Genomic DNA, 15,507 nt, shown 5'->3' on the forward strand with positions numbered 1-15,507 from the left:
TTCCTTCATTTATTACAGTATAGCTTGATTAAATTAATTTAACAGCAATCCCAATTATACATTACTTTTGAGAAATCTAGATTTTTTAAATCTTCTTCCTTTATAAAGAAGTTAGCAATACCACGTGCCATTTATAGAATTTATGATAACACATTTATCAAGATAACCAATAGTGCGATGGATATTTACGGTACTTACTTCAAATATGAAAACATTAGTGGATGAGCATAAATTTAGCAAACAATATTCTTATTTAATGTAACAAGTGAAAAAATGAACAGTTTATAAAAATACTGTATTATTCAAAAGTGAATATATGGTATTTTTTTGTTTGTAACTCAGATAAAGTATGACTTAATTATTCAAAGTTAAAATGTAAATGGTATTTTTAATAAATCAACTTGCAAATGATAATGGAATAACCATTGTAGAAATGGAAACAGACAAAGATCGAAAATATATTAAAAATCAACAGAAAAAATAAAGGAGGAATTTCTCTAGTGGCAAACTACGTTTTTATACTTCCATTGAAAGTGGGAAAGTGGCAAAAATCATTAGAAAATAAAAAAGAAAACTACGTTAGACGTGAAAGGCATTATGGGGAATTTAAGAGAAGCTTTTATATAGATAATGCTGATGAAAATAAAATAGATGCTTCATTTAATAATGGAGTTTTAAAGATTACTATTGCTAAAACAAACCAAGATAACAACAAAAGAAAAAAGATTGAGATACATTAAAAATGTAGATTTTAAAAATAACTATTGCTCATTACCTTACGTCATGTGTTAATATAATAATAATTCTTACACATGATATATTATTGCAGGGGTGATTAATATGAAAGATACCTCAAAAAAATTATTTACCACGGGAGAATTTGCTAAAAAAGCTGGAGTAACCATAAGGACTTTAAGATATTATGACAAAATAGGGTTATTAGTTCCCAGTAGCCATAATGAATTAGGCCATAGATTGTACAGCAAAGAGGATTTTGGTAAACTACAAAAGATATTAACTCTTAAATTTATAGGGCTTTCTCTAGAGGATATAGCTAATATAATGAAGTATGATTTGAATCATAAAGATTTTAAAAAGTCTTTAGAAATTCAAAAGGAAATAATGAAGAAAAAAATAAAGCATATACAATCTATTATAAAAGCTATAGATGAAGCGGCGGATACCATAGATTTTAATAAAGAAATGGATTGGAATAAGTTTATAAATATAATAAGTGCCATAAATTCTGACAAAAATTGGGCTCAGCAATATGAAAATGCATCAAACTTAAGGGCAAGAATAGCTATTCATGAGCTTTTTAGTACAAATAAAGAAGGTTGGATGCCCTGGTTTTTCAAAGAACTAAAGCAGGAATTGAGTATGATGAGTTCAAACTATAAAAATTATAATAAAAGAATAAGTAATGAGAATATATCAGAATTAAGTAACTCAGACTTAAAGCAGCCTAATATAAAAATATTAGAGCTAGGCTGTGGTGATGCTAGTCTTTGGAATAAAAATTTTAATCATATTCCCTCAAATTGGGAAATAACATTAACAGATTTTTCAGATGGTATGCTAAAGGATGCTAAAAAAAATTTAGGAGAAAAAAGAAGTAGATTTAATTTTAAAATTGTAAATGCAGAAAATATTCCTTTTGAAGAGAAAAGTTTCAATGTAGTTATAGCAAATCATATGCTTTATCATGTGCCTAATATAAATAAAGCTTTAAAAGAAATAAATAGAGTATTAAAAAATGAGGGCATTTTATTTGCCTCTACTGTTGGTAAAAATCACATGAAAGAAATAAGAGAAATAATTTCTACATTTGATATATATAGTTTAACCAGTGAAAGCTGGGAGATTACAGATAGTTTTCAATTAGAAAATGGATTAAAAATTGTATCAGAATATTTTAATATGGTAGAACTGAAAAGATATAAAGATAATTTAAAGGTGACAGATCCTGTATATATATTAGACTATATATTTTCTATGCCAGGAAATAATGAAGTGAATTTATCTTTAAAGGATTTAAAAAAGATTTATGATTATTTAGAAGATAATATAAATGAGAAAGAAAATATTTATATAACTAAGGATACAGGATATTTTAAAGGTAATAAATAAATAAAAATTATTTTAAAATAAAAAATCAATTGTTAAATGAAGGGAAGGATTATAATGAAAAAGATACCATTTTCACCACCAGATATTACAGAAAGAGAAATAGAAGCAGTAGTAGAGGTGTTAAAATCTGGTTGGATAACTTCAGGTCCTAAAACACAACAATTTGAAAATAATTTAGCAGAATATTGTCATACAAATAAATCTGTAGCATTATCTAGTGCCACAGCTGGATTAGAACTTGTATTAAAAACTTTTGATATAAAAGGAGGAGATGAAGTAATAACTACTCCTTATACTTATACAGCTACAGCAAGTGTATGTTTGCATAGAGATATAAAACCAAAATTTGTAGATGTAGCAAAAGATAGTTTTTTAATAGATATAGAAAAATTAAAAGACGCAATAACACCAAAAACTAAAGCTATATATACAGTAGACTTTGCAGGAGTACCTGTAGATTATGATGCTATTAAAGAAGTTTTAAAATCTAAAGGTCGTGAAGATATAATTTTAGTATCAGATTCAGCACATTCTTTAGGTGCCATTTATAAGGGTAAAGAAGTTGGAGGTCAAATGGATTTCCATGTATTCTCATTTCATGCAGTAAAAAACCTTACAACAGCAGAAGGTGGAGCAATAACTTTTGGAGATAATAATTTTAAAGGAAAAGAAGATTTACACAAAGATTTTAAATTACAATCTTTACATGGTCAATCAAAGGATGCTCTATCAAAGACGAAAGCTGGAGCTTGGGAATATGATATATTAACAGATGGGCATAAATGTAATATGACAGATATAGGATCAGCTATAGGTTTAGTTCAGCTTACAAGATATGAAGAAATGTTAAGAAAAAGAGAAGCTATATTTGATACTTATACAAAAGTGTTAGCTGAAAAAGAGTGGGCTATAATACCATTTAAAAAAGATGAAACTAAAGAAACTTCATATCATTTATATCCATTAAGAATAAAAGGATTTGGAGAAGTTGAAAGAAATGAAGTAATAAAAATGTTAGCAGAAAAAGATATATCAGCAAATGTACATTTTAAACCATTACCAATGTTTACATTATATAAAAATTTAGGATACAATATAGAAGACTATCCAAATGCATATGCACAATATGCTAATGAGATTTCTTTACCAGTATATTCTACATTATCTTTAGAAGATACAGAATATGTAGCTAAAGAACTTGTAGCAGCAGTAGAAAAAGTTATGAAATAATTGCTTGCCAGTTTATAAAACCAAAATTTATATTAAATTATAAGTAAGTAGAAGTATTTACTTATAACTTAATATAGTAAAATAATTTTTAATTTTATATAATTTACTTGCATAATTAAACTTAAGTATTATAAAGATTTATTTAGTTGATTTATTATATCTAATCCATATTTTGTGAAATATGAGGATAGAAATAAGTAGAGTTCAAACATAAAAAATTTTGGCTATCAAATAAAAATAAAAAGAAAGAGTGATATAAGTGAAAGTTGATTTTTATACATCTAAAAGAGAATATTTAGAAAAAAAAGCTGAATTTGATAAAGCTATATTTGATGTAGTAGAAAGTGGAAGTTTTATACTTGGACCACAAGTTAAAAACTTTGAAGAAGCTATAAAAGAATATACAGGAGCAAAACATGCTATAGGTGTAGCATCAGGTACAGATGCTTTAGTAATTGCCTCTCATATTTTAGGTTTTGAAAATGGAGCTGAAGTTATAACTTCACCATTCACATTCTTAGCATCTACATCTTGTATAGCTAAACATAGAGCTACACCTGTATTCGTAGATATAGACGAAGAAACTTTTGAAATGGATTTAAATCAAATAGAATCAAAAATAAATTCTAAAACAAAGGGAATACTTCCAATTCATTTATTTTCACAAATGAATAACATGGATAAAATAATGGAAATAGCAAATAAAAATGATTTAAGAGTTTTAGAAGATGCAGCAGAAGCCTTTGGAATGAGATGGAAAGGTAATGGAGACAGCTATAGACATTCAGGAACTATAGGAGATATGGGTATATTTTCATTCTTCCCAACTAAAACATTAGGTGGATATGGTGACGGAGGTATGATAGTTACTAATAGTGATGAATTAGCAGAAAGAACTAAAATGTTTAGAGTACATGGAGCAGCTAAAAAATATCACTATGATTATATAGGATATAATTCAAGATTAGATAGTATGCAAGCTGCAGTACTTTCAGTAAAATTAAAATATATAAATGATGCCATTAAAAAGAGAGAAGAAATAGCTAATATGTACATGGAAAAATTGCAAGATTGTGAATACATAAGATTCCCTAAAATAAAAGGGGATCAAAAACCAGTATACTATGTATTCAATATACGTGCTGAGAGAAGAGATGAACTAGTAGCTTACTTAAAAGAAAATGAAATAGGAAATAGTATTTACTATCCAATACCATTACACATGCAAAAATGTTTCAGTTACTTAGGACATAAAGAAGGAGACTTCCCAGTAGCAGAAAAAGTATCAAAAGAAATATTAGCATTACCAATATATCCAGAATTAAAAGAAGAAGAAGTAGATTTTGTTTGTGAAACAATAAAGAAATTCTACAAAAAATAAGAGATACTAATATTTGTGCCCTAACATTTAACTAACGCTCTAATGTCATGTACTGTGGAGCTGGAGATAAGTAAACATCTTGTTTACTTTACGCTTAAATATTAGTTCACAAATAAAGTATATATTGTAAGTTCTATATTTTAAACGTCACAAGTTAAAAAATGAACAACTTATAAAAATGCCGTATTATTCATAAGTGAATTTACGGTATTTTTTACGTCGTAGATGACATAATTACTAAAATTACAAATATGAATGATGTTCCTTGAAAATTAACTAATACGGTATTAGTTAATTATATGTAATTAACAGATATTTTGGTGTATAATTGTAGATTAATACTATTTTTTAACATAACCTTAATTTTAAATATGATAAATAAAAATTATGGGGGGATTTTTAAATGAGAAAGTTACGTAGAGAATCTTTTAGAGGTGTTTCTGAAAACATGAAAAAGTATGCTCGACCATTAGAGGCAGCAATCTTTGACCTTTATTTTCATAATGGGGATATGAAAAAGGTATTATGTGAGCTGAAGAAGTTTCAAAATGAAGATGGCGGATTTGGACATGGAATAGAGTCAGATATAAGATTACCATATTCTTCGCCAATGGCAACATCTGTAGCGCTTAGGCACTTATCAAAAATAGATAGTCTTGAAGAAACAAAAGAAATAATAAAAAAAGCAATAAGTTATTTAGAGTGTTCCTATGATAAAGAAAGAAAGGGATGGTTTTCAGTTTCAAAAGAAGTAAATAATTTCCCTCATGCTCCTTGGTGGCATTATAACGAAGAAGAGAGTATGACAATAATAGATAAAAATTGGGGGAATCCTTCAGCTGAAATAATTGCATATTTATATAAATATAGAGAATATGTAAAAACTTTAAAAGCTGATGATTTAATAGAGTTTGCAATAAAGCATATTGAAGATAAAGAGAATTTTAATTCAGAACATGAAATTTTTTGTTATATTGAATTATATGAAGTTTTACCTATAGAGTTAAAACAAAGACTGGACAAAAGGATATCAATAGCTATAGAGCAGATAATTATATATGATGAGAAAAAGTGGGAGGAGTATATACCAAAACCATTAGACTTCGTCGAAAACCCCAAAAATTGCAAGTTTCAAATAAAAGAGTATAAAATAGAAAACAATTTAGAGTTTATAATTAAAGAATTGGAAGTGGAAGAAAAAATAAATCCGTCTTGGGGAGAAAGTATATATATTGATGAGTTAAAACCAGCGTATAATGAATGGATAGGAGTGCTTACTTTAAATAGCACAATAACCCTAAATAACTATGGGAGAATAGAGAAGTAGAAAAAAGTAACTAGTATAACTCAAGCACTTATATTGTATTAATATATAGATAACTTTACTATATCAAAAAAGTACTTATTGAATAATATAAAAATAAATGATAAAATAGTATCATAATAAAATGAAGAGGAGATTTTTATGAGTGCGATAGTTCTAAACTAAGTAATTGAATAGTGAGTCTTTAGAAATTTTAAAATTGGCCTATTTTAGTAGGTTTATTTGTTATGAAATTTTTTAGACTTATACTTAGTAGAGCGGGGTTCACATTCTCCTTAATATAGGACATCAGTAAATAAGTAGTCAATATGTTAGTGCATTTTATTTCATTGTTAATTGTATGACGTAAGGTATGCTGTCTGTATTTTGATTAATTATTTTATTTAAGGTGTCTAGAGAGGTAATAATCCGGGCTATTGCTCGGTTTTTTTACGTCATTTTAGAATTAGGTTTCATAAAGAAATTCCATTCGTATAAGTAATATACTGCTATGAAAAACTATATCTTACTATTAGTATATAATTTGTTAGTACTTAATTATATATTTAGTTAAGGTTTTTCAGCTATTGTAGTTATACTTATGGATGATTTTCTTTGCTGTAGATAATTCTAAATATAAAGAGGACGAAATTTTAGACTATAAGTGAACGTTTGTTTACTTATAGTCTTTTTTGTTATAACATTATAAATTTTAAGGGAAAATTTTTGAAAAATTATATATGGCATTTAAAAGAATCACATTTACTAAGTTAATAGGTATTGTAGACATTTTATAACAGGGTAAGATTACAAATAGATTGATAGGACTTATTATTCACAATATAAAATAAGAAAAAAATTTAAAATGATTAAAGAAATGAGCAGATGGAGGAATTAAAAGTGAATAATAAAGCAATTGAATTATTAGAATATAGCAAAATAAAGGAATTATTAAAAGGATATGCACTATCAGATATGGCTAAGGAAAGAATTGAAAAGCTAGAACCTTATGTGGATATAAATATAATTAGAAAAAATATGATAGAAACCACGGAAGCTAGAGCTATAGTTGATATAAACTCAAGTGTACCAATTCATAGCTTGAATGGCATTAAAGCAGTAAGAGATAAGATTGGAAAAGGAATGATTCTTCCACCAGAGGATTTGGGGATGATTTCTGAACTTCTTAAGGAAGTAAAAAGACTAAAAAGATTTATGTTAGATAAACAGCAGGTTGCGCCAACTATAAGTTTATATGCATTATCAACCTCTGAATTAGATGGATTAAGAGAGGAAATAGAAAAAGCTATTGTAAGGGGAAGGGTAGATGATAGAGCAACCTCCAAATTATACAAAATAAGAAAGAGGATTATAATTTTAGAAGATAAAATTAAAAGTAAATTGGATAGTATATTAAGAAATGAAAGATATAAAGGATATCTTCAGGATTCTTTAGTAAGTCAAAGAAATGGAAGATATGTTATTCCTATAAAAAGCGAATATAAAAAGGATATGGATGGAAATATCCATGATAGATCTCAAAGTGGTTCTACAGTTTTTGTTGAACCAGCAGAGGTTAAAAAAATACAGGATGAATTAGACTTTGAAAGATTTGAGGAAGAAAAAGAAGTATATAAAATTTTATCCAATTTGACCAACCTTGTTTGTGATAATATGAAGGAAATAAAATTAAATATAGAGGTCATGAGTAACTATGACTATATTTTTGCAAAAGGGAAATATAGTAAAGCTATAGAAGGAAGAGAAGTAGATTTTAATAATAGAAACTATATAAATATTAAAGATGCTAAGCATCCATTATTAGGGAAGAACGCTGTTCCACTAAATTTTGTAGTAGGAGAAGAATATAAAGGAGTAATTATTACAGGACCTAATACAGGAGGAAAGACGGTGGCCTTAAAAACATTAGGACTACTGACTTTAATGGCTCAGGCAGGACTTCATATACCAGTAGCTAAAGGAAGTGAAGTTGGGGTGTTTGCAGAAGTACTAGTAGATATTGGTGATGGTCAAAGTATAGAACAAAATCTTAGTACTTTCTCATCTCATATCAAAAATATAATAAGCATATTAAACTGTGCCGATGAATACAGCTTAGTAATTTTAGATGAGGTTGGATCAGGAACAGATCCTAGTGAGGGTATGGGCATAGCTGTAGCTATACTTGAGGAACTCTACAAGAAGGGATCAGTAATTTGTGCCACAACTCACTATAGTGAAATAAAGGATTTTGCTCAAGACCATATAGGATTTATAAATGGTTCAATGGAATTTGATATTAATACTCTTAAGCCATTATATAAACTCAATATTGGTAAAGCTGGAGAAAGTAATGCGTTTTTAATTGCACTAAGGCTTGGCATGGATAAAGGTATAATTGAAAGAGCTCATGCTGTAACTTATAAGGAAGAGAAGAACTACTTAGAATATAAGGAACAGAGTGAGAATGTAATTAAGAAAGAAAAAGAGTTAACAATTCATCAAGAAAAAGTTGAAAAACTAAAGTCAGCTGAAAAAAGAGAAAAACTTAATGAAATTAAAGATACAAAATTAAGTTTTAATGTTGGTGATTGTGTATATATTAGTTTTATGAACAGAACGGGGATAATTTGCGAAGGAGAAAATTCTAAAGGTGAATATGGCGTTATGGTGATGAAAAAGAAGATTAAAATCAATAAAAAGAGATTATCCATTTATATAGATAAAGAAGAACTTTATCCTGAAGAATATGATTTAGACATTGTTTTTAAAAGTAAAGATTACAGAAAGAAAGATAAACTAATGAATAAAAAACATGTAAAAGGACTTTCGATAGATACTACTGAGGAAATTTAAGAGCTAAAATTTTATTAAGTATCTAATATAAATCAAAGGTTTGATATCAAAATTAATATACTAAATTATTAAGAGTTTAAAGATCTAAAGTAACGATTATTCGCTCAAAATATCTTTAAACTCTTATTTTTATTATCTAGAGTCTATTAGCCAATAGCATTAAACTGATGTCCAACCACCATCGACAAATAATGTCTGGCCAGTTGTATAACTAGAAGCATCTGATGCAAAGTAGATAACTGCACCATCTAACTCATCAGTATTTCCTGGTCTTCCTGCAGGGCAAACTGTATTATACATTTTTAAATAGTCATCGCTATATAATGAATTTTCTGTCATTTCTGTTTTGAAAAGACTAGGTCCGATTCCATTTACAGTTATCCCGTGTTGAACTAGAGAAGTTCCCATGCCTCTTGTTAAATTAATTACTGCACCTTTTGACGCATTGTATGCATGAAGGGGTGCATTTTTACTACCTACAAGCCCACAAATAGAAGCAATATTAACTATTCTTCCGTATTTTCTTTCCTTCATATGTTTTACAACATGTTTAGACATTAAAAATGTGCCTTTAACATTAGCATCCATAACTCTATCCCATTCAGCTTCTTCTAAATTTTCCACAGAACCTATAGATGCTACTCCAGCATTATTAATCAATATATCAATCTTACCAAATTCATTCATAATAGCCTCTACTGCTTTAATTACATCTTCTTCTTTTGTAACATCACATTTTACTGGAAAGGCTTTTCCACCCATAGCTTCAATTTCTTTAGATAAACCCTCTAATTTTTCATATCTCCTTGCAAGTATTGCCACGTTGGCACCTTGATCTACGAAAGTTTTAGCAAGCTGAACTCCTATTCCGCTAGAAGCCCCAGTTATAATTGCCACTTTACCTGTTAAATCAAATAAATTTTTCATTGGAAATGTCCCCCTTAATAGTTTTTATAGTTAATATAAAACCATTATACAGCATTATAGCCAAAAGTCCACTTTATTTGAGAATAATGTAAAAAGGTCATTGAATCTAATTCTGTTAAAATAGTTCTTTTGAAGTATATTGGTAATTACTGTGTAAATTGCACTAAGATTATTTATTACTTTCAACTGTTTTCAAAGGTCATGAGGAGAATTTTTAAATTTTATTTTAGCTTCTCTAATGTGAAAATAACTGACCTCTGTAGATAAAGTGGTATCTGTAAAGTTATGTTTAATAAAAAGTTATAAGTACATTAAATTATTACGTTGATATCTATATGAATTATTGACAAAGGTACATATTATTTTAAAGAGAGGATTAAATAAGAATATAGTATTATGAATTACTATAGAAGAAAAATTTCTATAAAAAAGCTAAATCCTTGTATGAAGTATTATGAATAAATGATAAAATATACCAATAATATGTCGTAATATATCTATATTAGCTATTTTAAAAGATATAAATAAATTTGTAAAAAACTAAGTTATGGGGGAAAGACTGATGAAGAGTAATATGTTAATAAGAAGTTTTTTGATATTAGTAATTGTAATAGGACTAGCTGGTGATAATACATATGCTTATGAAGCTGCATTACCAATTATCAATAAAGAAAATATCATTGAAAATGTAGAAGGTAAATTAAAAGCAAATATTAATTTCGGTAATAGTGTACAACCTATAAAATTACAGGGAACTTGGAATGGTAAAAAAACCACAGTAAAACCCTTAGTAATATTAATGGAATTTCCTGATTATACACATGGTGATATAAATAAGGAAGAAACACCGAGAGACTTTAAAGATTGGTCTAAGAAGCACTATGAAGATATGATATTCGGAGATAAAACTTATATTGGACCAAAAGGTGAAGAACTTTTTACTATGAAGCAATATTATAATGAGCAATCAGGAGGAAGTTTTAATATAGAAGGTGGAGTAGCTGGTTGGTATAAAGCAAAGCATAGTGCAGAGTATTATGGAAAACCATATAGAAATGTTAGAGATAGTAATGTTACTTCCTTAATAAGAGAAGCTTTTGATAATGTTTGTAATGATAAAAATATTGATTTAAGTGAATATGATATAAAGGATCCTCTAGATATGGATGAAGATGGAGATTATGATGAACCAGATGGAATAATTGATTATCTAATTGTTATACATGCAGGAAAAGGTGAAGAAGCAGATGGAGGAGCGTTAGGAGAAAATGTTATTTGGTCTCAGAGAGATGCTATCAGTGAATATGCACCATATATGAAGAAAGATATTAATGGAAATTCAATTGGTATTTATGATTATATGATAGTTCCACAGGATGCAGGAATAGGAGTTTTAGCTCATGAATATGGACATGCACTGGGACTTCCAGATGAATATAATGTAATAGATAATGGAGGAGATAACCCTGTTGGATATTGGTCTGTTATGGCAAGTGGTAGTTGGGCTGGAATAAGTGCTGGAACTGATCCTACTGGATTTAGCCCTTGGTGCAAAAAATATTTACAAGATGAATATGGTGGCAATTGGGTTAAGGAAACTAGGCTAAAGTTAGAGGAGATAGATGAAAAGGGATTAGATTTTCTTTTAGATGAAGCAAGCAAAAAAGGGGAAAACACTCAATTAATTAGAATAGATTTACCTAAACAAAATGTCTATGATAGAAATGAAAAGGATAAATACTATCTTATTGAGTGGCGTAACCATCAAGGAACAGATAGAGCATTGTCATCTACAGAGGGGGGAAAAGTATTTTATGATCCAGGTCTTCTAGTGTGGTATGTAGATGAAAATTATTTAGAAAAGGATAAATTCGGCTATTTAACAGGAAATAAAGATAATGATGTTAAAGCACATCCAGGATATAGTTTTATAGGAGTAGTAGATAGTGATCAACATTTAATAATATGGAATGATGTTAATACTGGCGAAGAGGCTGAAAAAGCTTCATCAACTTACCATATGCATGATGCCACTTTTAGTTTAAAAAAGAGTAAAAAAATCTTTGTAGATAATATAAAAAATAAACCAGGCAAAACCACTTTGGATAATATTGTTTTTATGAACCCTATATTTGACGATAGTAAAGATTATTCCAATAAAGGAATAGAAGAAGCTGGCAGAATACTTCCACAGTATGGACTTAAAGTTTATGTAACAGGGGAGAGTAAGGATAGAACTATGGGGAAAATCCATATAGTTAGAAAAAAAGGATATGATAATTTTAGTGAAGGTAAGATATTAAAAGAGGATATAACTTCTAATTTTATTCAAAACATATCATTAGATAAAAAAGTGTTTGAATCAGGAGAAACCGTAATAGTTACCTTAGAAACAAATATAGACAATCTGGATAAAGAAGCAGTTTTATGTTATGTAAATAATACTGAAGGGGTTGAAGAGGAGAAAAAGATTGATTTGTGCTTAGTTAAAGGTAAGTATGTAGGAAAATTAAATATTGAAGACAATTTTAAGTTAGGAAATTGGAAGCCAAGGTATATTATTTTACAGGATAGAGAAGAAAGAGTAGAAATAATATACAATATAGGTTATGAAAACATCATTGGGAATTCTGCTAACAAAGAAAATTTAACTGATGGAGAATTTAATGTTATTTCTAAATCATAAATGGAATAAAAAACATTTTTTTACAGATTTAAATAGCATTAACATGTATAATGTTATTTAAATTCATCGATATTATATACAAATTTGTGTACGATTTCTTGAATTTTATACTTAAATATTTGGAAACAATAATTATATAAATTTAGGAGGTGAATTTTATGATAAATACATTGCCAGCCTTATTTATTGCACATGGAAGTCCTATGAATGCAATATTAAAAAATCCATATACTGAGTCGCTTGAAAAGTTAGGAAAAGATATAGAAAGGCCAGAGGCTATTATGGTTATTTCAGCTCATTGGGAAACAAAGGGGACTTTTATGACCTATGATGATGAGCCAAAACAAATTTATGATTTTTATGGTTTTCCAGAAGAATTATACAATATTAAATACAATCCCAAAGGAGGAAAAGCTTATGTTGATATGGTTGTTGAAGAGTTAAAAGATGAAGATATTAAAAGAACCAATGAATGGGGACTAGATCATGGAGCTTGGGGAGTGCTTAATCATATATATCCTAATGCAGATATACCCGTATTTCAATTGAGTTTAAATTTATTAGGCGATGAGGCATATCACTATAATTTAGGCAAAAAATTATGTAAATTAAGGGGAAAAGGAATATTGATAATAGGTAGTGGGAATATTGTCCATAATCTAAGGATGATTAATTATGATATGTACTCAAAGCCATTTGATTGGGCTATCGAATTTGATGAGTATGTTGCAAAGGCTATAAAAAATAAAAATTATAAAGAGTTAATAGAATATAGTCAAATGGGCATGGCTGCTAAGTTATCAGTTCCAACAAAGGAACACTATCTGCCATTATTATATATTGCAGCTATGCAACAAGAAAATGATGAGGTTAAATTTATACATGAATCTATACAAAATGGTTCCATGTCAATGAGAACCATACAAATAGGATAGAGAAGTTTTGTGCTAACAGTATTTTAAAAATAAAAAACATACTCATTTATGTACGTTAAGTGAGTATGTTTTTTTATTTATAGTATTATTATAAAATCCTATAGAACTTAGCGGTTATATTACATTATAGTATATTCATTGTATAGAGATAAGTTTGAAAATACAATAATAGATGAAAAGCTTTTAGAGGGAGGAAAATATGCACAAAGTTTACTTTAGTCAATACGATAAAGAAATTGAGGTAGAAAATGAAAGTCTACTTATAGATGTTATACGAAAAAATGGTTTTAGGTTGGAAACGCCTTGTAATTCTAAAGGTATATGTGGAAAATGCAAGGTAAAAATATATGGAATAAAATCGGAACCTAAAGATGAAGAAAAAAAGTTTTTAACAAATGCTAATGAGAGATTAGCTTGTATTACTAAAATAGAAGAAGATATTACAGTAGAGTTTTTAACAAATGAAAAAGAGGATTTAAAGACTATAAATCAAGGTTATTCTATAGAGGTAGATATAAACAGTAGATTACAGAAGAAAAAGTTTCAAAATATAAAAAAAGCTGAATACAGATGTTCCATGGAATGTACAAGTTTTAATATAAAAGATATGGATATTATAAAAAGGATAGGAGATCTTAGAAAATATCAAGAGGAAGATCTTTATGTTGTAACTTTTGAAGATAATATTATAGATTTATTTAATGAAAATAAAAATATACTAGGTATAGCTTTAGATATAGGTACTACAGGGATATCTGCATATCTTTTAGATTTAGAAAATGGAAATATACTTAATAAAGCTTCTACTTTAAATCCTCAAACTACATTTGGAGGAGATGTTATTTCTAGAATAAGTTTTACTATGCAGGAAGAGAATGGTTTGGACAAACTTCAGGAAGTAATAATAGAAAAAATAAATGAACTTATAGAAGAATTAATAGGTAAAAAATTTAATAGAGACGATATATACAATTTGAATGTAGCAGCTAATACTACAATGTTACATATATTAGCTGGAGTAAATCCAGAATCTATAGCAAAAGCACCTTATAAAGCTACATTCTTAGATAAGATTGACTTAAGACCTAAGGAGTTAAATATTAAGATAAACCCTAAGGGAATAATTACTTTATTGCCATCTATATCTTCTTATGTTGGAGCAGATATTGTAGCTGGGATAGTAGCTATAGATATAAGTAAGTATAAATCTGTAATATTTATAGATATTGGTACTAATGGTGAGATGGTCTTACTTAAGGATGGTAAATTCTACTCAACATCTACTGCAGCAGGTCCTGCACTTGAAGGAATGAATATAAGTTGTGGTATGAGGGCAGAAAATGGAGCTATAGAGAAATTTGAGTTAGATGAAGATTTTAATATAAGCTATTCTACCATAGGAGGGACTAAGGCAAGAGGGATATGCGGAAGTGGGCTTTTAGATATAACCTCTAATCTTATAAAAACGGGAACGTTAGAACCAAGTGGAAGATTTTCCAAGAACCTTCCGGAGAATATAAAAGAAAAATTTAGAGATAAGAAATTTTATATAACAGAAGATATATATATTTCCCAAAAGGATATAAGGCAAATACAATTAGCTAAGGGAGCTATAGCTTCTGGAATAACTATGCTTTTAAAAGAAGTAGATGATTCCATAGAAAATATAGATCATGCTATTATAGCTGGTTCTTTTGGATATCATCTTAAAGAAGAAAGTATAAGAAATGTAGGTATAATACCTAATGGTTTTAAAGGAGATATAAAATTTGTAGGAAACTCTTCTGTAGAGGGAGCAAAATTATCATTATTAAATCAAGACAAGCTTTTAGAAATGATGGAAATAAAGGATATGGTGGAAGTAGTAGATTTAAGCAGCAAAGATTATTTTCAAAAGTATTTTATAGAAGCTTTAAATTTTAATTAGACTGCTAAAATTCAATTCGCAATGAAGAATTCACCTCAGTTATTCCTGAGAAATTCTAAATTGATTCTGTAGCGGCGAACTTAACTTAATTCACAGTTCACAATGCAAAATTCACAGTTATGGATATTTCTC

At 28.3% G+C, this 15,507-nt stretch carries 10 protein-coding genes and 1 pseudogene; 9 read left to right on the forward strand and 2 right to left on the reverse strand.

What is annotated here, in order from left to right:
• Nucleotides 1-38 precede the first annotated feature (38 nt).
• Nucleotides 39-122 (reverse strand): annotated as a pseudogene (locus B2W91_RS16700) (DUF1963 domain-containing protein); the annotation flags it as partial.
• 378 nt (nt 123-500) lie between these two features.
• Between B2W91_RS16700 and B2W91_RS16705 the strand changes: the two are divergent.
• The 6 genes from B2W91_RS16705 (at nt 501) to B2W91_RS16730 (ending at nt 8,900) form a co-directional block, all read left to right on the forward strand.
• Nucleotides 501-740, forward strand: a complete 240-nt coding sequence (locus B2W91_RS16705) for an Hsp20 family protein (RefSeq protein WP_414633132.1) — start codon at nt 501-503, stop codon at nt 738-740.
• Between the two features lie 100 nt (nt 741-840).
• Nucleotides 841-2,130 (forward strand): MerR family transcriptional regulator, encoded by a 1,290-nt coding sequence (locus B2W91_RS16710; RefSeq protein ID WP_291582983.1) that lies wholly within the window; start codon nt 841-843, stop codon nt 2,128-2,130.
• Between the two features lie 54 nt (nt 2,131-2,184).
• A complete protein-coding gene (locus B2W91_RS16715) occupies nt 2,185-3,360 on the forward strand; it encodes a DegT/DnrJ/EryC1/StrS family aminotransferase (RefSeq protein ID WP_291582986.1) in 1,176 nt (391 codons plus the stop codon).
• Nucleotides 3,361-3,619: 259 nt separating this feature from the next.
• A complete protein-coding gene (locus B2W91_RS16720) occupies nt 3,620-4,741 on the forward strand; it encodes a DegT/DnrJ/EryC1/StrS family aminotransferase (RefSeq protein WP_291582988.1) in 1,122 nt (373 codons plus the stop codon).
• Nucleotides 4,742-5,144: 403 nt separating this feature from the next.
• The gene (locus B2W91_RS16725; protein ID WP_291582990.1) at nt 5,145-6,068 is read left to right on the forward strand and encodes a hypothetical protein; all 924 of its coding nucleotides are present in this window, start codon (nt 5,145-5,147) and stop codon (nt 6,066-6,068) included.
• Between the two features lie 876 nt (nt 6,069-6,944).
• A complete protein-coding gene (locus tag B2W91_RS16730) occupies nt 6,945-8,900 on the forward strand; it encodes an endonuclease MutS2 (RefSeq protein WP_291582992.1) in 1,956 nt (651 codons plus the stop codon).
• Between the two features lie 159 nt (nt 8,901-9,059).
• On the opposite strand, the gene B2W91_RS16735 is transcribed toward B2W91_RS16730, so the two are convergent.
• The gene (locus tag B2W91_RS16735; RefSeq protein WP_291582994.1) at nt 9,060-9,827 is read right to left on the reverse strand and encodes an SDR family NAD(P)-dependent oxidoreductase; all 768 of its coding nucleotides are present in this window, start codon (nt 9,825-9,827) and stop codon (nt 9,060-9,062) included.
• A gap of 562 nt (nt 9,828-10,389) precedes the next feature.
• On the opposite strand from B2W91_RS16735, the gene B2W91_RS16740 reads away from it, so the two are divergent.
• The 3 genes from B2W91_RS16740 (at nt 10,390) to B2W91_RS16750 (ending at nt 15,375) form a co-directional block, all read left to right on the forward strand.
• On the forward strand, nt 10,390-12,513 hold the full coding sequence (locus tag B2W91_RS16740) for an immune inhibitor A domain-containing protein (protein ID WP_291582996.1): 2,124 nt from the start codon (nt 10,390-10,392) through the stop codon (nt 12,511-12,513).
• Nucleotides 12,514-12,671: 158 nt separating this feature from the next.
• Complete coding sequence (gene ygiD, locus B2W91_RS16745; protein ID WP_291582998.1) at nt 12,672-13,448, forward strand: 4,5-DOPA dioxygenase extradiol; 777 nt, start codon at nt 12,672-12,674, stop codon at nt 13,446-13,448.
• 199 nt (nt 13,449-13,647) lie between these two features.
• The gene (locus B2W91_RS16750) at nt 13,648-15,375 is read left to right on the forward strand and encodes an ASKHA domain-containing protein (protein WP_291583000.1); all 1,728 of its coding nucleotides are present in this window, start codon (nt 13,648-13,650) and stop codon (nt 15,373-15,375) included.
• Nucleotides 15,376-15,507 lie beyond the last annotated feature (132 nt).

This window comes from Clostridium sp. UBA6640 (assembly GCF_002455975.1).
GTDB lineage: Bacteria > Bacillota > Clostridia > Clostridiales > Clostridiaceae > Clostridium_J.

What these genes read in the sequence shown, in the direction of transcription:
- B2W91_RS16740 (WP_291582996.1), top strand. Translation starts at nt 10,390, where the DNA reads ATGAAGAGTAATATGTTAATAAGAAGTTTTTTGATATTAGTAATTGTA.
- B2W91_RS16725 (WP_291582990.1), top strand. Translation starts at nt 5,145, where the DNA reads ATGAGAAAGTTACGTAGAGAATCTTTTAGAGGTGTTTCTGAAAACATG.
- B2W91_RS16710 (WP_291582983.1), top strand. Translation starts at nt 841, where the DNA reads ATGAAAGATACCTCAAAAAAATTATTTACCACGGGAGAATTTGCTAAA.
- B2W91_RS16750 (WP_291583000.1), top strand. Translation starts at nt 13,648, where the DNA reads ATGCACAAAGTTTACTTTAGTCAATACGATAAAGAAATTGAGGTAGAA.
- B2W91_RS16735 (WP_291582994.1), bottom strand. Translation starts at nt 9,827, where the DNA reads ATGAAAAATTTATTTGATTTAACAGGTAAAGTGGCAATTATAACTGGG.
- ygiD (WP_291582998.1), top strand. Translation starts at nt 12,672, where the DNA reads ATGATAAATACATTGCCAGCCTTATTTATTGCACATGGAAGTCCTATG.
- B2W91_RS16715 (WP_291582986.1), top strand. Translation starts at nt 2,185, where the DNA reads ATGAAAAAGATACCATTTTCACCACCAGATATTACAGAAAGAGAAATA.